The organism is Yoonia sp. F2084L, from assembly GCF_023015625.1.
Taxonomy (GTDB): Bacteria; Pseudomonadota; Alphaproteobacteria; order Rhodobacterales; family Rhodobacteraceae; genus Yoonia.
Genome location: NZ_JALKAH010000003.1, coordinates 431,139 through 452,216, shown reverse-complemented (window position 1 = coordinate 452,216; position 21,078 = coordinate 431,139). Strand labels below are relative to the sequence as shown.

Genomic DNA, 21,078 nt, shown 5'->3' with positions numbered 1-21,078 from the left:
CGCAATGGTTTTCGCCCTTTTGCCTATCACCCAAGTGCCGTAGACCGTTGCAATGCCGATTGAATTTGCCAGCGTCGATGCGATCCTGAACCACGGGTTTGATACCGTGATCGATGTGCGCTCGCCTGCCGAATTTGCCGAAGATCACATCCCCGGTGCGATCAACCTGCCTGCCTTGTCGAACGCACAGCGGGCCGAGGTTGGCACGATCTACAAGCAGATCAGCCCCTTTGACGGGCGCAAGATTGGCGCAGGCATGGTGATCCGCAACGTCGCCGACCATATTGACGGGCCGCTGATGGAAAAGGACGGCGCATGGCGACCGCTGGTCTATTGCTGGCGCGGTGGGCAGCGCTCTGGTGTGTTTTCGACACTGCTGTCTGAGATTGGCTGGCGTACAGATACGATCAAGGGCGGATATACGGCGTTCCGGCGGTTAGTGAATGCCAGCCTCTATGATGTTCCATTGCCGCATCGCTTCATCCTGCTGGACGGCTACACCGGCACGGCCAAGACCGAAATACTGCCGCGCCTTGCCGCACGGGGTGTGCAGGTCATTGACCTGGAAGCCTTGGCCGGTCATCGCGGCTCGCTTTTGGGTGAAATGCCTGGTGGGCAACCTTCGCAGAAGGCCTTTGAAACGGGGCTTGCCGTGGCACTCAGCAAGCTGGACCCGGCCCGCCCGGTGGTTGTCGAAGCCGAAAGCAGCAAGATCGGGCGCATTGTGCTTCCCGCGTCTGTCTGGGCGGCAATGCTGGCCGCGCCCCGCATAGTCCTGCAAGTGCCGGAGGCCGCGCGCGCAACTTATCTGGCAAAGGCCTATCGCGAGGTGATTGAAGACCCTGCCATGGTCGCCAAAAAGCTCGCTCCGCTGCGCCGTCTACGTGGGCATGCAACCGTGGATCACTGGATTTCACTCTCAAATGGCGGCGCATTGGTTGATCTGTCACACGCGCTGATGGTCGATCACTACGATCCGTCTTATGCGAAATCGCGCAGGATTGATGAACGTGACGTTCTGGCTGAAGTCGCAGTTGAAACGCTGGATGATGACGGTCAAGAACATGCGGCAGATGGCATTACCGCTGCGGTTACTGGGTTTTGATCCCTGACCCTTCGATGATCTCACCAATCACGGCAGCATTGTAACCTGCTTTAAGTAGCTTTTGGATGGCACCATCCGCTGACTTCGCTGCAACCGCTGCCAGCAAACCGCCAGCCGTTTGCGGATCAAAGAGCAGATCAAAACGCGGCCCTGTGAGAGTTCCCGCCCCGGTGCGATTGTCTTCAAACAGCGATGAGCGGATGCCAGCAGCCGACAGGTCCAGCGCGCCATCCATCAAAGGGATCGCATCCAAATCCAGCACCGCACCAACGCCCGACGCGTCGCAGATGCCACGCAAATGGCCCGCCAGACCAAACCCGGTGATATCGGTCATCGCGTGTGCTTTGCCGAGGATCGCCGATGCCTGCGCCTGATCCTGCACCATCCAATCAAGGCATTTGATCACGTCAGCCCCTTTTGCTTTGCCTGTCATCTCTGCGGCCATGATCGTGCCGCTGCCAATAGGTTTTGTGAGGATCAGCTTGTCGCCCGTTTGCGCACCGGCCAGCGTGATCGGTGACTTCGTCAGCCCCGTTACGGTAAATCCAACCGTCAATTCATCGCCAAGCGATGAATGCCCGCCAATAATCCTGACCCCTGCTTTGGCGAAGACTTCTGACGCCGCTGTCATCATCTCAGCCATCGTCCGTTCCTGCAGTTCCGCCGACATGCGCGGCAGGATCAGGCTTGCGGTCGCCGCCTGCGGTTTGGCCCCCATGGCCCAGATGTCCCCCAACGCATGCACCGCTGCGATCCGGGTCATCAAAACCGGATCATTGGTCAGGGCGCGCAGGTGATCTGTGCTCATGACCTGCCCCGGCTGCACCTCTGCTGCATCATCACCAAAATGATCGGTCAGGACATTTTGCAAGGCCGCACGCCCTACCTTGGCCCCGCAGCCACCGCACATCGGTTTATCGCCCAACGCCTCTTTCACACCCAGCGCAATTGTGCGCGGCAGCTTGGGTGCTGCCATCGGTTGGAGGCTGTCAAACTGATCCATGAACTTGCGGTCGATGTAGTCCTTGAGCTTCCACAACAGCGGTCCCTCGCGGGCTGTCCCGAATTTCTCGGCCAAAGCGGATTTTTCACCAAGCGACACCAGCTTAAGATAGTCGCGCTGCGGCTTGTAGGCACGCAAGCTACCGCCAGACAAAGCGGCACGCAAATTGTCGAAAAGGACTGGCGCTTCGCGGACCGCATAAACACCGGCTTTGGGGCGCGGGTCGTGGTTGAGATGCGCGCAATCACCAACCGCGAAAATCTCGGGCGCGCTAGATTGCAGGTTGGCATCCACCGTGATGAAGCCGTCATGCAGATCAAGGCCTGTGTCGGCCACCCAATCATGCGGCTTCGCTCCAGCGGCCCCGGTTGTGAAATCACTGCGGATCGTGCGCCCGTCACGCAGAACGATGCCTTCGGCGAAGATTTCTGTCACTTCGGCGTCTTCAATAATCTCGACATTGCTGGCGGTCAGGGCCGCCAGCATCTTTTGCCGTGCCTTATAGCCCAGCGCCGTCAGCACGCGACTGCGGTCGATCAGGCGTACGGTCGGTTGTTTGTCCCGCAAGGCATAGGCCATCGCCATCGCAAGTTCGGCCCCGGCGACACCACCCCCGATAATCGCAATCTGCGGAGCATCAGCCAGCGCGCGAAACGCGTCCCAGCGGCTGGCGAAAGCGCCGAGTGGCTTGGCAGGAATGGCATGTGTGGTGAACCCCGGCAAATCCGGCATCGCGGAGGTGATCCCAACATCAACCGCCGCCACATCATAGGCAATCGGTGGACGGCCATCGACCGTGATCATGCGCGCGTCTTTATCAATGCCGGTCGCATAGCCATTGATGATCCGCGCACCCGCAAACCGCGCGAGTTTCACCAGATCAATGTCCAACTCTTCACGCGTATAGTGCCCTGCCACAAAGCCCGGAAGCATCCCTGAATAGGGCGCTGTCGGCCCCGGATTGATCACCGTCACCCGAACGCCCGGCAAAGGGTTCATCCCCCAACTGCGCAGTACCAGCGCATGGGTGTGACCGCCGCCAATCAGGACAAGGTCGCGGGTAAGGGGTAGACTGTTCATAGCGCCGTTGTAGCGGGCGCGCGATCAGGGGGAAAGCCACTGTCCTTGCCAATGACCGACACGTGAGAAACTGACACGACGGTGGTCGGTGCCAAGGTGCACGGCGTCAATTGTGGTAATCGTGCAGTGCAGGACGGCAAAAGTGTCAGGATCAGGTTCCTTTACATAGTCCAAAGCAGTCTCAATCGGCGTGCCCGGTGACGGGGTCACACCATAGGACTGTTGGGCGTGATCCGGGATCTTGTCCCAAAGAGCGCGGGTGGCGGCCCCTGTGTCAATCACGACCTCGGCCTGCAATCGGATTTGCAGGTCTTGTTTGGCATCCCAGATATGCAGCGCTGCGCGAGGGGATGCCTGCAAGCTCTTGATCTTATCCGAGTAGAGATCGGTATGCACCGTCAACATGCCTGACGCGCGGTCTGCTGTCCGCAATACGACCGTCCGTGCTTCGGGCCAGCCGTCCGTGGATACAGTCGCGAAAGTCGGGCGGCGCGCCGGGTGCTTGGCGTCGGCAACACCCCGGCCCAATGTGCCCCAGACTTTTGACAGGATGCCGTCGGCAGTTTCAAACCATTCACTCATAGCCTGTCATCTCCAGATAGCCGATACCTGCGTGGCTGCCCGTGACCGTCACAGGTCCTTCCCAGTAAGGCACGCTTGTTGTCATCCATGCGTTTTCGTTGATCGCTGCGACGGTGACGTCCACACCCTGTGCGGGCAGTTCTACACGCCAGCGAACCGGGACGTCGTCGTCGCTCATCGCCAACGGGGTCGCAACCAAAGCGCCGTCAGTGTATGGCGTGGTGTCGCCATCAGGGCTGATCCAAGTGGCGGAGGTAAAGTTGTTCCCATCGGTCTGCTGCAACCGAAATCCCATCATCTTGTGTCCGTCATCAAACGACAAAGAGAACCAATCCCAGCCGGTTTGGTTATCCGCCAAGGGCTGCGAGGACCATTCGCGGTCAAGCCACGCGTTGCCAGTCACGGCAATATCGCCCTCTGGCAGCTGAAGCGTCCCCTCAATCGCAAAGAACGGCTGCGAATAGTAGTAAGACGCCTGCCCTGCCGCTGATTTCACCGAATATCCGGCGTCTCCATGAAAGATCAGCGGTCCTTGCGCGGTCAGCGCCATGTCATAGGCAAAGTCAGGCGCGCTGGCGGTCATGCGCAACGTGTCCCAATCGCCCTGCAAGACCCAATCGTCGATCCAGGCCTCAAAGGGGTCCGCAGTCACACCTGCTTGTCCAATCCCGCCGCGTGCCAATCGCTCGGTCACATAATGATTGTCCGGCGTTGTGACCGCAGCATGACCCATCCAAAGCTGCGGTGCGGTCCAGCCGTCGCCTGCTTCTGGTGCCAAGGCCGACCGGAACAGTGTCCATTGCAGCCCGTAGGGCGTGCCGTCTTCGGCGGTCAGGTTTGCCGTGAGATACCACCATTCGATACGATAATCGGGGTGCGCCCCGTGATCTGCGGGAAAGTCAAATTGCGGATTAGGTTCGGGTACAGTGAACCCATCAGCATCCGTGCCAAGGCCCGCGAACCCTTGTGCCATCGCTGTGCAAGGCAAGAACAGGGCCAACAAAAACGCCTTAACGTTCATTGGAAAACACCTTCAGCAAATCCGCAGGCGGCGTGCGGGCCAATCGGCGCGCCGGCCACAGCGCCGCAAGGGCTGCGGCCAGCAAGGCGAACAGCCCCAAACGGGCGTAATCCATCGGGAAGAAATACATCGGCAGTTCCCACCCGAAGGCAGCCACATTGACGACCGCCAAAAGCGCCCACGCCAGTGCAAGGCCAAGCGGCAAAGCCACTACGGCTGTCAGCAGCGCCAGCATGACGGCACGCAACAATTCCAAACGGCCAATTTGGGCCCTTGTCATCCCCATTGCCCATGCCGGGGCCAGCTGGGGTACACGCATCGTGGCCAGTGTCAGCAAGCTCATCAGAATGGCAAAGCCCGCCACCGCAAGTGTCAGCACATTCAGCGCGGTCGTCACCGTGAAGGTCCGTTCAAAGATACCCAGCGAGATCGCCTTGATGCTGGCCTGATTGACCGATTGCGTGGCCGGGATGCCGGTCGCAGCTTCTAGGTCAGCGACGAAATCCGGCACACTTGCAGGGTCCATGCGCAGGCCAAAGTTGCGCGGGGTGATGTCGGGGTAGAGCGTGGCGAAGACGCCTTCGCCGATGACCGCCTGCCCGATGGGATTGCCGTAATCACCGTAAACACCAGCAATGGCAAAGGGTGTGCCTTGCAAAGTCACTTCATCGCCCACGTTCAACCCTGCACGCCGTGAGAGTTGTTCGTTGATCAGCACCGTTTCCCCGCCAAATGTCGTATCCCACGGGTCCACGCTTTGCTCCAGGAACACCCAATTGTCGCGATAGGTCGCATGATCGCGTGCACCGAAAACCTCGGTTGGTTGCCCGGCGACCTGCGTATCGACATTCTGGATAGGCAAGACAATGTCGGTACGGTCTTTGGCAAAAGCGATCAGGGCCGCTGACTGCGCTTCGTTCTCGGTGCGAATGTAAAGCTCGGATGCAAGCCGCTGATCAAGAAAATCAGTGAACGTCAGCCGAAAGCTCGACACCATCGTGGACACACCGACATTCGCCGACATTGCCAGCAACAGCGCCATTAACGCCAGCGAGAGCCCCGGCAGTTGTTGCCGTGTGTCGGCCCAAAACCACTGCGCGGTGACTGACTTTGCCGCTTTGCTGGATCCTGCCAAAATTCGATCAAGGATCAACGGCAGCGCCAAAGCCGCCCCGATCAAAAGCGAGGCAAGCAAGGTAAACCCGCCAATCAAGCCATTTGCGGTGACCATCATGATCGCGGACAACCCAAGCAGGACAGCGGCCGCGATCCCTTGGACCCTGGCCCGTCGTCCAGCAGCCATCGCAAGCGCGCGCGGTTGGGCCGCCGCCAGCAAGGGCATTTTCGCCATCTGATAAAGCGCGCCACCGGCCGCAATCGCCGTGCCGCCCAGCGCAATCGCCAGCCCTGAAAGCCACCAGACCGGACGCAATTGCAATGTGCCGGACACATCGGCCCCGTAAAGCCCGCGCAGGGTGGCGGCGACGTCCGGTAACAGCACTGCGGCAATCACATAGCCCAGCGCGACACCAATCAGCCCTGCAATCAACGCGAACAGCATCAACTCTGCCCCCATCAGGATCACCAGTTGGCGCAGAGGCAACCCCAAGGCGCGCAACGTCCGCACGACGGGGCGGCGCTGTTCAAACGCCAACCCAATCGCGCCATTCACGATGAAAATGCCAACGGCAAAGGACAGCAGACCAAATGCGGTCAGGTTCAGGTGAAAACTATCCGTCAGACGCCCAATGTCGCTGCCGCCCTGTGCGGGCTGAAGAATCAGATCCGGCGCAAGGGTTGCAAGGTCCGCGCGGCCTTTGGGTTGGCCCGGCAGCACGATCAAGCTGTCAATCTGGCCTGACTTCGCAAACACACGTTGCGCAACGCCAATATCGGTCAGTGCTGTATTCGGTGCAGTCTCGGGCGTGATGATCACGTTGAGGTCGGGTAACGCCGCAGCCGTTTCGGCGGTGCCAAAAAACTGCCCATCACCCGTCAGAAACGCCGCAATATCGGTGCCTTCAGCGGGTGCCACGGGCCCTATCCCGCTGGGGGCTGTCAGCGGATCAACCCCAATGATCCGCACACCATCCAGTCGTCCTTGCACGATCGGGCTGACCAACCAGCCCGCGCGCCGCAGATCAACGTATATGGCCTGCGCCATCGGTTGCCCATCGCGGCGCACCAACCGATCATACTGCCCCTCGCCCAAGGTAGCCGCCGCCGCATCATAGCTTGCACGGGCCTCAGCGTTCACCGCCTGCACCCCCGACCACAGTGCTGTCGCCAGCGCCAAACCAGCCAGCAGCGTAAAAAGCTGCAAAGGATTACGCCACCAATGCGACAAGAGCGCCTGTAAGGTGGCCCATGTCATGCGATCTGACCTGCGCGCAGATGCAAACGCCGCGACATGCGCCCGGCCAGACTGTCCGAATGGGTCACCAACAGCAGACCGGCACCTGTCTCGGCCACCAATTCCAGCATCAGGTCCATGACCGCTGCCGCAGTGCCCTCATCCAGATTGCCGGTTGGTTCGTCGGCCAACACAACGCGTGGCTTAGGCGCCAGCGTCCGGGCAATCGCAACCCTCTGCTGTTGACCGCCGGACAACTGTTCGGGGTATTTGTTGAGCTGCTCGGTCAGGCCCATGCGGTCTGCCAGCGTCGCATCCCATGCCGGATCATGCTGACCGGCCAAACGCGCCTGAAAAGCAATGTTATCGGCGACCTTCAGACTGGGGATCAGGTTAAACTGCTGGAACACGACCCCCAGGGTGCCGCGCCGCAAGGCCGCGCGTCCGGCATCATCAAGAGCGGCGATATCGTGGTCATCCACCATAATGCGCCCTGTGTTCGGAGTGTCTAAACCACCGATCAAATGCAGCAATGTGCTTTTGCCACTGCCGGATTCGCCCGTCAGCGCAAGCGTTTCACCCGCATCCAGCGTCAGATCAATACCGCGCAAGACCTCAAAAGGGCCGTCAGCGGTTTGATATGTTTTATGTATGTTTTGAACGTCTAGCAGCATGGTCACTTTTTATCCTTGCTGAGAGGTAACACGCCGCAGCCATAAGGAAACGGCTGCTGCGACGATTAGGTGCATCGCATGAGGTTTGTGCGGCAATCGCAGCGCAATTTCAGTGGGGACGTCTGCTAGAACTGATCCAGCAATCGACGCAGGTAGTCGCGCTCAAGCTCGGGGCGGCTTTGCTCGGCTGAGCGGCGGCGGATTTCATCCAGCAACTCTTCGGCGCGGCGGTTGACGTCTTCGCTGCCCAGCAGGTTCTGATCCGTGCCCAACTGCCCTGTGTTACCCATCTCGCGGCCCAAAGGATCGCGCTGACCGGGAACCGGACGGCCCGACGCCTCGCCTTGCTCTGACCCTTGGCCGGGTTCAGCATTCTGGTTCTGGGCAAGGGCCTGACCTAACTCGCGCATACCATTGCGCAATGCGTCCATGGCCTCGGCTTGCTGATCAATCGCTTCGGCCAGATCACCGTCGCGCAGCGCATCTTCGGCACCTTCCATCGCACCCTCGGCGCGTTCCAGCGACCGGCGCGCGATCTCACCTTGCTCGCCTTCGAGGTTGGGCAGACCTTGGCGCTGCCGCTGCAATTCTTCGCGCAGCGCTTGTTGGCGTTCAGCGAGGCTGCGCTGGTCACCCTCACCGCCGGCACCATCGCCACGCTGTTCGCCGCTGCGGCTGTTTTCACCAACGCCCTGGCCTTCGCCCTGCTGGCCACCTTGGCTGGGGTCCTGACCGTTCTGGCCTTGTTGTCCCTGCTGCTGGCCGGGTTGCTGGCCTGACTGGCCCTGCTGACCCGGTTGCCCTTGCTGACCCTGCTGGCCCGGCTGCTGTTGCGGCTCGCCTTGCTGACCGGGGTTAAACTGGTCCTGCAAATCGCTGAAGCTGTCATCTGACAGTTCTTCCTGATCCCGCAGCGTATCGGCTAGGTCCTGCATGGATTGTTCACCGGGTGTTTGCGGGCCATCGCCGCCTTCGCCTTGGGTGACGCGCAGGTTTTCCATCATCTGGTTCAGCTGTTCCATCAGCTCTTGCGCTTCGGCCATGCGGCCTTCTTGCATCAGCTCTTCGATACGATCCATGAGCGCTTGCAGCTCATCCATTCCCATCTCTTGCCCTTGCTGGCCACTGTCCGCCTGATCCGTCCCGTCATTAGGCTCGGCCTCTTGTGCGAGCATCCGCAAATAGTCGTCCGTCGCCTCGCGCAATTCCTGCATCAACTCCGCGATTTCCTCGTCCGAGGCCCCATCGCGCATCGCCTCGGCCAAACGTTCCTGCGCACGACGCAAACGCTCGCGAGCGTCGGCCAAACGGCCATCCTCAAGCTGGATAGCAAGGTCCCAAAGCGCCTCGACAATCTCGGCCTGTACCTCATCGGTCAGACCAACATCGGAAAAGTTATCAAGGCGGCGGATGATCGTGCGCAGGCGCAGATACGTCGTCTCATTCGAAAACAGCCCCTCGGGACGGTGCGACACGGCACGCAAAATCTGGTTCACGCGGCGCGCGTTGGCCTTGGACCACATCAGATCGCGGCGTTGTTCAATCACGGCCTTAGCGAACGGCTGAAAGAAGCGGCGTCCGGGCAGGATCATGGGTTCGGCAGGTGTTGTTCCGGTTTGTTCCGCTGCATCAATCACCTCAAGTTGCAACGTCACAGGCATATTCGCCAACGGATGCTCGCTGAGGTTATCAATCAGGAACTCTTCAAAATCGGCGCGGTCCCCGGTGAAAGGCATGGGCAGGTCCAGAACCAGCGGTTCAATCGGGTCCGGGTCAATGGTCAGGCCGTGAGTACGCTCAACCGCCGTCAGATCAAGGGTGATCGTCGCCGTACCAAACTCGACCCCGTAATCATCAAAGGCCGAAAAGGGCTGCGAAAGCTCGCCCATCGCATCCGATTCGATGGGACCAGTGAGATCAACGGTCGGGGCTGCATCCTCAATCGCGGTGATCTCCCATGTGGTTTTGTCGTCACCGCCAATGGTCAAGGTCCCCGATTGGGTCACCGCGAACTGTTGTTGCGCATCTGATGCCGCACCAAGGTCATCAACACGACCCGACACGGTTTCGGCGACGGTCAAAGCGCCGACTTCGCCGTAAAGTCGCAAAGTAACCTGACTGCCTTCGGGCACCCGCAAGGGTCCGGCAGGCACATCGTTAAGGTAGATCGACGGTTTGCCGGTGTAGGCAGGTGGCTCAACCCAGCCTTCCCAGACAGGTCCGGTCGCAAGCGTTTGTTCGCTGCCAGTGACGATTTCACCGATAGAACTGACACGGAACAACGATCCGAACATCAAAGCCGCAACAAAGAACAACAGCGCAATAAAACGAAGGCCGTAAGGGTCGCGGTCGGAAACACGCAGGTCCGGTTCAACCGGGCGGGCGTCCTTTGTTCGCTCGGCCATCCGCGCCATATGGGCTTTCCAGACCGCGATCGAAGCAGCATCCTTGCTGCCAATCGCTTGCGTATCGGCGACGGCAGCGATTGGACGGCCGGGCATGGCCGCATCGACACGTTCCAGCGCCTCGGCCGGGCTGGGCATGCGGAACTTGCGAATGCCCCAGACCAGCGTTGCGAAAAACGCGATGACAGACACAACAGCACCGCCCCAGAAGACTTCTAATGGCAGCTCATCTTGCCAACCCATCATCAAGGGGGCGAGGATCAGGAAAACCGCGGTCCAGAAAGGCCAGAACGCGCGCACGACTTGCTCGGCCACCATACCCGCACGGGTGGCAGCAACAGGAAAGCGCAAATGGCGCATCGGGTCGTGCTGATTATTCAGCGGGCCTCTCCTATTTTCTGCGGCGCGCGGTGGTTGTCTGTTATTCTAACCACGCAGGCAGCGTATCGCGTGCAATCATCTCTTCATAGGTAGGGCGTGGGCGGATAACTGCAAATTGATCGCCATCAACAAGCACCTCCGGGATGAGCGGGCGCGAGTTGTATTCTGACGACATCACCGCGCCATAAGCCCCGGCAGAACGGAAGGCGACCAGATCATTGGCTTTCACGGCAGGCATATCGCGGCCTTTTGCGAAGGTGTCACCGCTTTCACAAACCGGGCCCACGATATCGTAGCGCGCTGGCGCTGCGCCTGGGGCAGGCTCGATCACCGGCACGATGTCATGCCATGCCTCATACATTGCAGGGCGAATCAAATCATTCATCGCACCATCAAGGATCAGGAACTCGCGGTCTTCACCGGATTTCACATAGATTACCTTGGATACCATAAGGCCCGCATTGCCCGAAATCAGGCGGCCCGGCTCAATCTCAATCTCGCAGCCCAGATGCCCAACGGTGCGCTGGATCAGCGCACCATAATCGGTCGGCAGCGGTGGAGCCTCGTTTGAGCGGGCGTAGGGAATGCCCAAACCGCCGCCCAGATCAAGGCGCTTGATCTCGTGCCCTTCGGCGCGCAGTTGTTCGGTCAGCTCGGCAACCTTATTGTACGCGGCCTCAAACGGTGCCAATTCCGTCAGTTGCGATCCGATATGCACGTCGATGCCCACGACTTTCAGCCCCGGCAAGGATGCCGCCATCGCATAAACGTCATGCGCACGGCTTATCGGGATGCCAAACTTATTTTCAGACTTGCCAGTGGCGATTTTCGCATGAGTCTTTGCATCAACATCCGGGTTCACCCGGATCGTGATCGGGACAACGGCACCCAGTGATTGCGCCACTTGATCCAGCACGACCATCTCGGGCTCGCTTTCGACATTGAACTGGCGGATGCCGCCTTCAATGGCCAATCGCATTTCATCGGCGGTTTTGCCAACACCAGAGAATACGATCCTGTCACCAGGCACGCCAGCGGCCTTGGCGCGCATATACTCGCCGCCAGACACCACATCCATGCCCGCGCCCGCATCACCCAAAACCTTGATGACGGCCTGATTTGACAGGGATTTCATCGCGAAACACACAAGATGTTCGGCCCAATCCAGCGCTTCATCAAAAAGCGTGAAGTGGCGTTTCAGGGTCGCAGTGGAATAGACATAAAACGGCGTGCCAACAGCTGCCGCAATGTCAGATATGGCGACGTCTTCGGCATAAAGCGCGCCATTGCGATAGAGAAAATGATCCAAGCCTGCGATCCTTGTCCAAAACCAGACTTGGACATATCAGATCGCGGGCAAAGACCAACCCTGATTTGCTGCGCTTAAACGCGCACCCTATGCTTGTCCTTTGCATAGACGATCCGGTCGCGCAGATAGAGGTAAAGCGGCAAGCCACAGCTGACGCCGATGCAAAAGGTCGCGGGAATCGCCACAAGGCTGAGCCAGTTTTTGTTGCGAATAGCCTCATACAGTATCCAAACCGTGAGGCTAACAGCCGCAATTGTTAGATCCCAAACCAAACCACTTGTCGCCGCATTCACGTGCCATGCGTCCACCATCGCCATGATGTCCCAGCCTTCGGCCTGAAACCACGTGATGAAGTAATACATCGGATGGATAGCGCCCCAAATAGCAAGCAAGAGGAACACGATACGCATCAGAAACCTACACCAACAGACACATTCCCGTTCGATGCCCCAACGCTCGCGCCGGTGCTGACACCATTGCTGCCAACGCTCAGTCCGACATTGGCGTTTGGAGTGAACGGCGCGCCATCCGCACCACAGGCGGCCAGTGCAGCCACCGTCAAGATCAATGCAATACGCTTCATTTCAAAACCTCTTTCCAATGCGCCACCTGGGCGCGGACCTGTGACGGTGCGGTCCCTCCGAAACTGGTCCGGGATGCCACCGAATTCTCAACCCCCAGCACATCAAACACATCCGCACGGATGCCATCGTGAACCGATTGCATGTCAGCCAGCGTCAGGTCAGGCAGATCACAATCTTTGCCCTCTGCCATCGCCACCAAAGACCCGGTCACATGATGCGCGTCCCGGAAAGGTAGCCCAAGTTCGCGCACCAGCCAATCGGCAAGGTCGGTTGCGGTCGAAAATCCGCCAGCGGCTGCGGCTTTCAGGTTGTCCCGCTCTGCCGTCATATCGGCGACCATCCCCGTCATCGCCGCCAGTGCCAGCATCAGGTTATCGGCGGCATCAAAGGTCTGTTCCTTATCTTCCTGCATGTCTTTGGAGTAGGTCAGCGGCAGGCCCTTCATCACCGTCATCAGCGCGACATTCGCCCCGAAAATCCGACCGATCTTCGCGCGGATCAACTCGGCTGCATCCGGGTTGCGCTTTTGCGGCATAATGGATGACCCGGTGGACCACTTGTCCGACATCTTCACAAAGCGGAACTGGGCCGAGGACCAGATCACCAGTTCTTCGGCCAAACGGCTCAGGTGCATCGCGCAGATGCTGGCAGAGGCCAGAAACTCCAATGCGAAATCGCGGTCCGCCACAGCATCCAAAGAATTCGACATCGGGCGATCAAAGCCCAACGCCGTGGCGGTCATCTGGCGATCAATCGGGAAAGACGTACCCGCAAGGGCAGCAGCCCCCAAAGGCGAGGTATTCATTCGCGCGCGCGCATCGGCAAACCGCGACCGATCCCGCGCAAACATCTCAACATAAGCCAGCATATGATGGCCCCATGTGACAGGCTGCGCTGTCTGCAAATGGGTAAAGCCGGGCATCACCCAATCCGCACCAGCCTCGGCCTGCGCGAGAAGCGCTCGGCAGAGTGCTGCGAGCGCCTCGTCAGCCTGATCACACTGATCACGGACCCAAAGGCGGAAATCGACGGCCACCTGATCATTGCGCGAACGGGCGGTGTGCAACCGCCCCGCAGGTTCACCAATCAAATCACGCAACCGGGCCTCAACATTCATATGAATGTCTTCCAATGCGGTCGAGAACGGAAAATCCCCGGTTTCAATCTCTGACAATACGGTGAGCAGGCCTTCCCGGATCGCCTTTGCATCGTTATCGCTAATGATGCCTGTGGCGGCCAACATGGCGGCATGGGCGCGTGAACCTGCAATGTCCTGCGGCGCAAGACGACGGTCATACCCGATTGAGGCATTGATCGCCTCCATAATCGCGTCTGGTCCGGCGGCAAAACGCCCGCCCCACATTGTGTTTGCGGATTTGGTCATAAAGGAAGTCGCCTGTGCGAAAGTTAATGTCTGCCCTGCTTTATACGGCCCTTTTGGGTCTTGCAAATACCGGCCATGCGGATGTGGCCGCGGCAGAGGCGATGCGCGAAGGCGATATGCGCAAGCTGATCTTTCACAGCGCGCCAATTGAAAGCTCAGACGTCGCTTTCAAAAGCGAGGACGGGCAAGACATGACGCTCGCCGATTATGCGGGAAAACATGTTGTGCTGAACTTCTGGGCGACGTGGTGCGCGCCATGCCGGCATGAAATGCCGCATCTCTCAGCGCTGCAAGAAACCATGGGTGGGGATAAACTAGAGGTCGTCACAATCGCAACGGGGCGCAACCCCTTGCCCGGTATGCAGCGCTTTTTCGCAGAAATCGAAGTCGATAACCTGCCGCTGCATACAGACGCACGCCAGAGCCTCGCACGTAGCTTGGGTGTTTTGGGACTGCCGGTGACAATCATCATCGACCCAGAAGGCCGCGAGGTCGGACGCATGCAAGGCGATGCCGATTGGTCGAGCGAAAACGCCATGGCCATTATGCAGGCGTTGATCGAGCCAGAGAGCTAGTCGATAATCTGATCAGCTTTTGTCATCGTCCGCGTAGTCAGCGCGCGTTCTCACTTTTCGCGTCGTCTCATCATGCGGATCAAAGCCTTGGTTGACAACTTCCTCAACCCGGCAATCTTCGCACATTGCGAGCACCTTCATGCGCTCGGCACCCGTATCGCCCTGAAACATCCAGTGATCCGCCAGACGCGATTGAACACGCTCAATCCCTGAGCGCGTGGCGAAAGCCGTGCCGCATTTTGTGCAGCAAAAGGGCGGTTCCTCATGCAGGATCTGACGTGGTGTTTCCCACGCCTGAAAATCAATCTGCGGTGTCAAAGTGATCGCTGTTTCGGGGCATGTAGCGGCACAAAGGCCACATTGCACGCATGCGCTTTCTGTAAACCGCAGCATCGGTGTTTCGGGATTATCAAGAAGTGCACCTGTCGGGCAAACCCCGGTGCATGCCTGACACAGCGTGCAGGCATCTGTGTCCACATGCACGCGCCCAAACGGCGCGCCTTGAGGCAAAGGCATGTTTTGTACAGGCTGTGCTGCGGCACGGTTCATTTCCGCAAATGCCATAACCAAAAGCCCGCGCTTATCGGTGGGTGGCAAAAAGCTGGACGGGGTTGCCGACACGGGGCTGCGAGGCATGGCCTCCAACGCTGTTTCCAAAGCATCCGGGTCGTCCGTTTCGACCAGCGTGATCGGCCCATGGCCCATGGCCGATCCGACGCTGGCCACCAGATCTATGCCCGCGCGTAACCCTTCGATATCGTGCTGCGGTCGGGCCCGCGCCAGAAGGGCAACCGCACCAGCACCATATGCAAAGGCCGCAGCCAATACTTCAGGTCCGGCTTGGGTGATTTCGTTCAGGCCGATGGGGATGACATGCGCGGGCAAGCCCCGGCCAAAACGGCCTGATGCGTTGATCAAAGGCTCTCCGTGGTCTGCATCATGCAGGAGGATCGCTGGCGCCACAGTGCCGCCAGCCGCATGCCACGCCTTCAGCGCTGCGCGCAGACGGGTCGCGACCGTGGCCACATCAGGCAGCGCATAGCTGGCAGCCCCTGTGGGGCAAGCGGCGGCACATTGACCGCATCCGGCGCAAATAGCCGGATCAATCTGAACGCTATCACCATCAGGCGTTATCGCCCCGGTGGGGCAAAGCGAAAGGCAACGGGTGCAGCCGGTGATCTCATTGCGGGAATGCGCACAAAGATCAGCCAGAAAGTCGATATAAACGGGCTTATCAAAGGCCCCAACCATCTGACCCGCCTCAGCGATGAGGGCGGCAACAGCCGGGGTGTCCTTAGGATCGGCGCGCAAATAGCCGGGCCGCAGATCATGGGCTGTAAAAAGCGGTCGCCCCCCGGTCAGATCAACTACAAGATCAGCCCGTGAAACCGCACCATCCCGCGCTGTTTCAAATTTCAACACATCCCGAGACGACGGCGAGGGTGCCGCATAATCATCGACCGTCAAGACGAATGCGCCCAAGTGGCCCGTCGCCGAACGGATGCGGCCTTGCAGGACCGGAAATCGTGTTTGCGCCGGTGGGACAATGGCCACGCCGGGCTGCATCAGCACCGTAATGTCGAGATGATCAGCAAGGGTCGCTGCGGCCTCAAGCGCGGTTTCATCGCGACCAAGGATCAAGGTCACACCGTTGCTTTCCAAAGTGGTCACACCAAAAGGGGCCGGGTCCACCGAGGCTGCGGCAACCATGGCGGCCATCTTTGGCCCGCTGGTGTCAGCCTGCGCTGTCCAACCTGCCGTTTCACGAATGTTTGCAAAGGATAAAGACACATCGGGGGCTTCGTCTGCGGCGATCTCAGAAAAGAGCGGCGCCTCTTGCGTGCAGGCAACCGTCACGGGAAAACCTTCCGCCAAGGCTGCGCGAAAATGATCGAGATTTGCGCGACAAAGCTGGTTGACCGACGCGGCACCGCCGCACCCTGCTTTGGCCAGCGCACTTTCATCGGGTGACATGGTGTTTTCACAAGTGCATGTAAGGACAGTTCGGCCTGAAGTCGCTTTGGTCATGGGTTTTGTGGTCCAATCGAGCAGTTTTGAATGACCCCGACCGCACTTGTAGTGGGGGGAAAGAGCATTACAATCGAATGAAACAAACGACGATGCAAGGACAAGCCGCAGTGCTCGATGATGTTACCGCGCCCCGTGCGCTTTTGCTTCCTCCGCCTTATACAGCGCATTGGCTTGCACAGGGGGATGCTTTTGACCATGCCATCAGCCTGGCACCTGAACATGGGGCGGGGACGCTTGTGTGGCATGCAAGCGCCGGTCAGAAGGGGCCGGGGCGTTTTGATTTTGCGGTTGTGCTTGAGCCTGAAACGCCTTTGTCGCAAGCGCGCAAAGCGTTCATTCTGGGTATGTTGGGTTTGGGCGATGCGATTGCAGCGCACTGCCCGCCTGAACGCGCGGTCGGGTTTGGCTGGCCGGGTGAAGTGCGCCTTGATGGTGCGCGGCTTGGTGGTATGCGGCTTTGCGTGGCCCCGGATACCGCAGAGGATGATATTCCAGACTGGATGGTGCTGGGGGTCGAATTGATTGCGGACCGCGACCATTTGTCAGCGCCGGGCAATCAGCCAGATTCGCTGTCTTTAAAGGAGGAAGAGTTTGAAGACCCACCGGCGATCCTGGAAAGCTTTGCCTCCTATCTGATGCTGAATTTTGACCGGATGGCGCATGGCGGGTTTGAACCATTAGCTGCGCAATACAGCAGCAAGCTGGCAAACGAAGGCACCATCACCATGGACGGTGATTTGCAGACCGCGGATGGCCTTGTCGCGTTGAAAGATGCAGTGACCATGACCCCGTGGCGCAATGAAACAGGTCCAAAGCTATGATCCGCTTGCCCAGGACTATCCAGCTTGATCGGTCGGACGACGTGATTTTTGCACCTGCCGCGCGCCCCGGCGAATGGGCCGTGCCCGGAACATTCCTATTCGCTGGCCGGAATGCCGAAAGCCTGAGCCGGAAGGAACAGATCGCCTTTCGGTCGGGGTTTCTGGGTGCTGACAGTTTCGGCTGGTCAACCTTGGTCACTGTGACCTTCGCCCGCGCCGAAGACCGCGAAGAGGTCATTGAAACATTGGCCCGGCAGTTTGTCGAAAAATTGGGTGCGCCTGATGTAGCAACCGCCCGTCCTGCCGCTGCCGAAGAGGTGGCGCTGGCAGAGGACTTGTGCCGTGGTCATAGCGAGGGGACATTGATCGCGCTGCACCGTACGCAAGATCAAAGCGGTATCAGAGAACAGTTTCGTACCCTGAAGCCGCGTGACACGACGGCCTTCTCGGCGGACTATCTGGGTGGTCACGACAAAGCCTTTCATATGGTTGAAACCGACGAGGACGAGAGTTTTGATCTTGCGGCACTTGTCGAAGAGAAGGACGCGCCATGAGAGAATTCTGGGTTGCCTCCGGCCACCATATGACGCGGCTTGATGCAGAAGGCCGTATGCAGGTGACGGATGAGTTGATCCTCGCGTGGCTGGCCCGTCCTGAAATTGTCCCACCCCCAGAAGCCTGCGCCGCAGAACGTGCCCTGCATGTGCGCTTGCTGGAAACGCCGCGTGCGCCGGTGACCGTGATGGAACGGGCCAATATGCAAGACGCCGACGCGCGTGAAAACTGGGACTTTCTGTTGACCTTGCGCGATACGCTACTTGACGCTGGGTCTATCGAAGAGGGTTATTTGGCTCTGGTACGCAATCGGGTCCGCCTGCCGCATATGTTCTATGATCAATTGGTGCAGCTCATCCTGCGCAACGCGCTGGACGGTTGCGACGATATCCATACGTTGCGCGCCGCCGAGATGTTCTTTCGCCCGCAGCGCGCCTATCTGCATGACGGTGGGCTGATGCTGGCGGATGACGAGTTGGTCTCTGAGCTTGAAGGTGAAATGCACAGCAATCCGCTATTTGCGATGATGAACGGCGGAGTTGATGCGCTGGATGTGCTGAACGACGCCAATGCCTGGACCTATTGGAGCCGCTCTGACGCGCATAGCATGGTGTTGGCCTTCGGCGCCGATCAACAGGCGCGCGTAGGACTGGCCAATGCGATTGCGCGCTTTGTGACCCATCTTTTGGGCAAAGCGGTGCACGTTGCGCCGATGATGGCTGCCGATGATGTTGATTTACAATGGTTCGTAGGCCTTGATGAAGCGGGCACCAAAGTAGGGAATGCGCTTTGGAATGGGCAGACGCCCGAGCCTTCTTTGGTTGGCCTTTTCGCCCTGACCTTTGCGACGCCGGATGGCATTTTGCCGCAAATCGGGACGCAGCCGGTTTATATCTTGATCGGCCTTGATGGTAGCAATGTGATCAGGTTCAAACCGCAGAACCTTGTGACCGGGCTGCCGCTTGCGGATGACAGCGTTACGCCGTTTCCGGCCACAATGGGGACGGCCTGATGCCCCGGCAGGTTGTTCGCGTCGCCGTTGTGGGTGTGTCACATCCGCCTGCCAATGTCTGGGCCCAACGCCGTGTCGTGCCTGCTGCATTGATGGCGGATATACCCGCACTTGAAGCAGGCGCGCTGATGTCGACACAAGGCGACGTTCATACCTACTACATGGGCGATCATGCGGTGGTTTTGCATTCCGGCGAAACCGCTCACTACATTGACAATCTGCGCGCGGCACAACCATCGCTTTGGGTGTCTTGCGATGGGGATCAGGTGCGTCTTGTGACCGCCGACCCCTATGAAGGCGAGGCGATGGCAAGTGATCCTGAGCGTGTGGTCGAAGCACTGCCGATCCCGCCTGCCGTCGCAGCCAGTATTGACACCTTTATTCAGGCCCATCACGTGCATGAGGTCTTTCACAAGCGCAAGCGCGTGCCGGCCACGTCGCAGCATGACCCGCGTGCGCCACGCATCCTGTCGGACCGCGAAAAATGGGTGCAGACGCGCGGCAAGGCAGGGTTGCCGCCAAGGGGGTCAACATGAGCGATCCAGAAGGCACAGACAGTGGACGTCTAAAAGGCTGGTCGCAGCGCAAGCTGGCGGCCAGGCGCGAGGAAAAGACTGTAGAAGATAAAAATGTCGTGCCAGATGCAGCTATTCCCAACCTCCCTGTCGAAGATCCCGATGTGGTTGCAGTATTGCCGTCGCTTGATGACATCACAGCCGGTTTTGATATCAGCCCGTTTCTTGCCAAGGGCGTTCCGGCTCATCTTAAAAACGCGGCCATGCGCAGGCTTTGGCGGGCCAGTCCTGCGGTGCGCGATTATCTTGATCCGGCGGTTGATTATGCATGGGACTGGAACGCCCCCGGCGGTGTGCCCGGCGGTGGGGGCGTGTTATCAGAGCAAAGTATCGCCAAAATGGTCAAAGGCATCATCGGCACCCAATCCGAGGACACCGAAGAGATGAACGCAGACGATGCTGCACCCGAAGAGGCGGAACCGATCGAGATTGCGCATCAGGCTGATCCAGCACCCTCAGCCGTCAGACGTGATACACCGTCAAAGGCCACGCCACAAAAAGAAACCGATGCACAGCGTCCCGCAGATGATCATGCAGCCCTTCCGCCCGGACGTCGGCATGGCGGTGCGGTGCCCGAATAACTGCGGCACTTCGGCGCATCTGCGGCGTCGCAAATGATTGCCAAGTGTCGGAAACTGTGGGATCGTTAGGCAGTCATGCTATGCTTTGCCTTAGATTCCATCAGTGAGGAAAGACATTGTCCACAGCCAGCACGGCCCAAGCCGAGCCAGCCAGATCAGAATACGAGATGCTTCGCGCCCAGCAATGGTCGCTGATTGCGTCGCTTTTGGTTGCGCCACCGGATCGCGAAACACTCGCTGCATTAGCGGGTTTGACCGGTGATGACACAGCGCTTGGGCAGTCCTACCGGGTTCTTGCCGAAACGGCCGCCACTGCGGATGTCGATGATGTGGCTCGTGAATACTTTGAACTATTTATGGGCGTGGGGCGCGGTGAATTGCTCCCTTATGCGTCATTCTATCTGACCGGGTTCCTGAACGAACGGCCTTTGGCTGATCTCAGACGCGATCTTGCGATGATGGGTGTGGAACGTGCCGACGGGCGGTTCGAGCCTGAAGATCATATCGCGAGCATGGCCGAAGTGATGTCGGGGCTTGCTGCGGGTCACTTTGATGCCGGTGTTCTGGGCTGTGGTGCCGCCGGTCAGGCCGGGTTTTTCGCGCGGCATCTGGAACCTTGGGCAACGCAGTTCTTTGACGATCTGGCGGTTGCGCCAAGTGCGCGTTTTTACCGCGCTGTGGCCGAGGTTGGCCGTATTTTCACAGATATAGAAATTCGCGCCTTTGCCCTTGAGGCCAAAGCGCATCGAACCTCTGGGTCAAGCGCCCAGAAGATTTAATAACAGCCCATTCGGCGCAAAGCCGATGGGTCGTAGAGACGACAAAAGGGAGGATGACATGGCTGATAGCATCAAGACGGACAAAGGCATTGGGCGGCGCGGGTTCTTTGGCGCTGTGGCCGCAGCTGCCACGACCGGTGTGGTCGCAGGTGGCGCGCGTCCTGCATTTGCAGAAGAAGTCGGCGATGAGCGCACAAAAGCACGGTATCAAGAGACCGAGCATGTGCAGGCATTTTATCGCACCAATCGTTACTACACAGGGGAATAA

General features: G+C 59.1%; 20 protein-coding genes. 9 read left to right on the top strand and 11 right to left on the bottom strand.

Annotated elements, in window-relative coordinates:
• Positions 1-52: 52 nt before the first annotated feature.
• Entirely contained in the window at positions 53-1,105 is a 1,053-nt protein-coding gene (gene mnmH, locus MWU60_RS10925; protein WP_247227330.1) for a tRNA 2-selenouridine(34) synthase MnmH, read from the top strand.
• Here mnmH and selD read toward each other — a convergent pair.
• The 10 genes from selD to argH form a co-directional block, all read right to left on the bottom strand.
• Positions 1,092-3,188 carry a selenide, water dikinase SelD gene (gene selD, locus MWU60_RS10920; RefSeq protein WP_247227329.1) on the bottom strand — a complete coding sequence of 699 codons (2,097 nt, stop codon included), beginning with the start codon at positions 3,186-3,188 and terminating at the stop codon, positions 1,092-1,094. The two genes, mnmH and selD, sit on opposite strands and share 14 nt — an antisense overlap.
• Positions 3,189-3,212: 24 nt before the next feature.
• Positions 3,213-3,770, bottom strand: a complete 558-nt coding sequence (locus MWU60_RS10915) for a pyridoxamine 5'-phosphate oxidase family protein (protein ID WP_247227328.1) — start codon at positions 3,768-3,770, stop codon at positions 3,213-3,215.
• Positions 3,763-4,791, bottom strand: coding sequence for a lipocalin-like domain-containing protein (locus MWU60_RS10910; RefSeq protein WP_247227327.1), 1,029 nt, complete (start codon positions 4,789-4,791; stop codon positions 3,763-3,765). The genes MWU60_RS10915 and MWU60_RS10910 overlap by 8 nt, the downstream gene beginning before the upstream one ends.
• Positions 4,781-7,165, bottom strand: coding sequence for an FtsX-like permease family protein (locus MWU60_RS10905; protein WP_247227326.1), 2,385 nt, complete (start codon positions 7,163-7,165; stop codon positions 4,781-4,783). Before MWU60_RS10905 ends, MWU60_RS10910 begins: the two co-directional genes overlap by 11 nt.
• On the bottom strand, positions 7,162-7,818 hold the full coding sequence (locus MWU60_RS10900) for an ABC transporter ATP-binding protein (RefSeq protein ID WP_247227496.1): 657 nt from the start codon (positions 7,816-7,818) through the stop codon (positions 7,162-7,164). The genes MWU60_RS10905 and MWU60_RS10900 overlap by 4 nt, the downstream gene beginning before the upstream one ends.
• Before the next feature lie 125 nt (positions 7,819-7,943).
• Positions 7,944-10,583 (bottom strand): DUF4175 domain-containing protein, encoded by a 2,640-nt coding sequence (locus MWU60_RS10895; RefSeq protein WP_247227325.1) that lies wholly within the window; start codon positions 10,581-10,583, stop codon positions 7,944-7,946.
• 61 nt (positions 10,584-10,644) lie between these two features.
• Positions 10,645-11,913, bottom strand: coding sequence for a diaminopimelate decarboxylase (gene lysA, locus MWU60_RS10890; protein ID WP_247227324.1), 1,269 nt, complete (start codon positions 11,911-11,913; stop codon positions 10,645-10,647).
• Positions 11,914-11,987: 74 nt separating this feature from the next.
• Positions 11,988-12,323: a DUF2834 domain-containing protein gene (locus tag MWU60_RS10885; protein ID WP_247227323.1), complete on the bottom strand. Its 336-nt coding sequence runs from the start codon at positions 12,321-12,323 to the stop codon at positions 11,988-11,990.
• Positions 12,323-12,496, bottom strand: coding sequence for a hypothetical protein (locus tag MWU60_RS10880; protein ID WP_247227322.1), 174 nt, complete (start codon positions 12,494-12,496; stop codon positions 12,323-12,325). The genes MWU60_RS10885 and MWU60_RS10880 overlap by 1 nt, the downstream gene beginning before the upstream one ends.
• The gene (gene argH / locus MWU60_RS10875; protein WP_247227321.1) at positions 12,493-13,881 is read right to left on the bottom strand and encodes an argininosuccinate lyase; all 1,389 of its coding nucleotides are present in this window, start codon (positions 13,879-13,881) and stop codon (positions 12,493-12,495) included. Before argH ends, MWU60_RS10880 begins: the two co-directional genes overlap by 4 nt.
• 26 nt (positions 13,882-13,907) lie before the next feature.
• Between argH and MWU60_RS10870 the strand changes: the two genes are divergently transcribed.
• Positions 13,908-14,456 (top strand): TlpA disulfide reductase family protein, encoded by a 549-nt coding sequence (locus MWU60_RS10870; protein ID WP_247227320.1) that lies wholly within the window; start codon positions 13,908-13,910, stop codon positions 14,454-14,456.
• A 12-nt stretch (positions 14,457-14,468) separates the two neighbouring features.
• Here the strand turns inward: MWU60_RS10870 and MWU60_RS10865 are convergent, their stop codons facing one another.
• Positions 14,469-16,430: a 4Fe-4S dicluster domain-containing protein gene (locus tag MWU60_RS10865; protein WP_247227319.1), complete on the bottom strand. Its 1,962-nt coding sequence runs from the start codon at positions 16,428-16,430 to the stop codon at positions 14,469-14,471.
• A 164-nt stretch (positions 16,431-16,594) separates the two neighbouring features.
• Here MWU60_RS10865 and MWU60_RS10860 point away from each other — a divergent pair, with 164 nt between their 5' ends.
• The 7 genes from MWU60_RS10860 (at position 16,595) to MWU60_RS10830 (ending at position 21,078) form a co-directional block, all read left to right on the top strand.
• Positions 16,595-17,308 carry a biotin/lipoate--protein ligase family protein gene (locus tag MWU60_RS10860; protein WP_247227318.1) on the top strand — a complete coding sequence of 238 codons (714 nt, stop codon included), beginning with the start codon at positions 16,595-16,597 and terminating at the stop codon, positions 17,306-17,308.
• On the top strand, positions 17,305-17,862 hold the full coding sequence (locus tag MWU60_RS10855) for a DUF6505 family protein (protein ID WP_247227317.1): 558 nt from the start codon (positions 17,305-17,307) through the stop codon (positions 17,860-17,862). Before MWU60_RS10860 ends, MWU60_RS10855 begins: the two co-directional genes overlap by 4 nt.
• Positions 17,859-18,875: a DUF6352 family protein gene (locus MWU60_RS10850; protein WP_247227316.1), complete on the top strand. Its 1,017-nt coding sequence runs from the start codon at positions 17,859-17,861 to the stop codon at positions 18,873-18,875. Before MWU60_RS10855 ends, MWU60_RS10850 begins: the two co-directional genes overlap by 4 nt.
• Positions 18,875-19,411, top strand: coding sequence for a DUF3305 domain-containing protein (locus MWU60_RS10845; RefSeq protein ID WP_247227315.1), 537 nt, complete (start codon positions 18,875-18,877; stop codon positions 19,409-19,411). Before MWU60_RS10850 ends, MWU60_RS10845 begins: the two co-directional genes overlap by 1 nt.
• The gene (locus MWU60_RS10840; RefSeq protein ID WP_247227314.1) at positions 19,408-20,031 is read left to right on the top strand and encodes a DUF3306 domain-containing protein; all 624 of its coding nucleotides are present in this window, start codon (positions 19,408-19,410) and stop codon (positions 20,029-20,031) included. Before MWU60_RS10845 ends, MWU60_RS10840 begins: the two co-directional genes overlap by 4 nt.
• Positions 20,032-20,147: 116 nt before the next feature.
• On the top strand, positions 20,148-20,810 hold the full coding sequence (locus MWU60_RS10835; protein ID WP_247227313.1) for a molecular chaperone TorD family protein: 663 nt from the start codon (positions 20,148-20,150) through the stop codon (positions 20,808-20,810).
• Between the two features lie 58 nt (positions 20,811-20,868).
• The gene (locus tag MWU60_RS10830) at positions 20,869-21,078 is read left to right on the top strand and encodes a hypothetical protein (protein ID WP_247227312.1); all 210 of its coding nucleotides are present in this window, start codon (positions 20,869-20,871) and stop codon (positions 21,076-21,078) included.

Coding starts and splice junctions, on each gene's coding strand:
- MWU60_RS10855 (WP_247227317.1), top strand. CDS start 17,305: ATGATCCGCTTGCCCAGGACTATCCAGCTTGATCGGTCGGACGACGTG.
- MWU60_RS10880 (WP_247227322.1), bottom strand. CDS start 12,496: ATGAAGCGTATTGCATTGATCTTGACGGTGGCTGCACTGGCCGCCTGT.
- MWU60_RS10845 (WP_247227315.1), top strand. CDS start 18,875: ATGCCCCGGCAGGTTGTTCGCGTCGCCGTTGTGGGTGTGTCACATCCG.
- MWU60_RS10910 (WP_247227327.1), bottom strand. CDS start 4,791: ATGAACGTTAAGGCGTTTTTGTTGGCCCTGTTCTTGCCTTGCACAGCG.
- MWU60_RS10840 (WP_247227314.1), top strand. CDS start 19,408: ATGAGCGATCCAGAAGGCACAGACAGTGGACGTCTAAAAGGCTGGTCG.
- MWU60_RS10905 (WP_247227326.1), bottom strand. CDS start 7,165: ATGACATGGGCCACCTTACAGGCGCTCTTGTCGCATTGGTGGCGTAAT.
- MWU60_RS10900 (WP_247227496.1), bottom strand. CDS start 7,818: ATGCTGCTAGACGTTCAAAACATACATAAAACATATCAAACCGCTGAC.
- argH (WP_247227321.1), bottom strand. CDS start 13,881: ATGACCAAATCCGCAAACACAATGTGGGGCGGGCGTTTTGCCGCCGGA.
- MWU60_RS10915 (WP_247227328.1), bottom strand. CDS start 3,770: ATGAGTGAATGGTTTGAAACTGCCGACGGCATCCTGTCAAAAGTCTGG.
- mnmH (WP_247227330.1), top strand. CDS start 53: ATGCCGATTGAATTTGCCAGCGTCGATGCGATCCTGAACCACGGGTTT.
- selD (WP_247227329.1), bottom strand. CDS start 3,188: ATGAACAGTCTACCCCTTACCCGCGACCTTGTCCTGATTGGCGGCGGT.
- MWU60_RS10885 (WP_247227323.1), bottom strand. CDS start 12,323: ATGCGTATCGTGTTCCTCTTGCTTGCTATTTGGGGCGCTATCCATCCG.
- MWU60_RS10850 (WP_247227316.1), top strand. CDS start 17,859: ATGAGAGAATTCTGGGTTGCCTCCGGCCACCATATGACGCGGCTTGAT.
- MWU60_RS10830 (WP_247227312.1), top strand. CDS start 20,869: ATGGCTGATAGCATCAAGACGGACAAAGGCATTGGGCGGCGCGGGTTC.
- MWU60_RS10895 (WP_247227325.1), bottom strand. CDS start 10,583: ATGCGCCATTTGCGCTTTCCTGTTGCTGCCACCCGTGCGGGTATGGTG.
- MWU60_RS10865 (WP_247227319.1), bottom strand. CDS start 16,430: ATGTCACCCGATGAAAGTGCGCTGGCCAAAGCAGGGTGCGGCGGTGCC.
- MWU60_RS10870 (WP_247227320.1), top strand. CDS start 13,908: ATGTCTGCCCTGCTTTATACGGCCCTTTTGGGTCTTGCAAATACCGGC.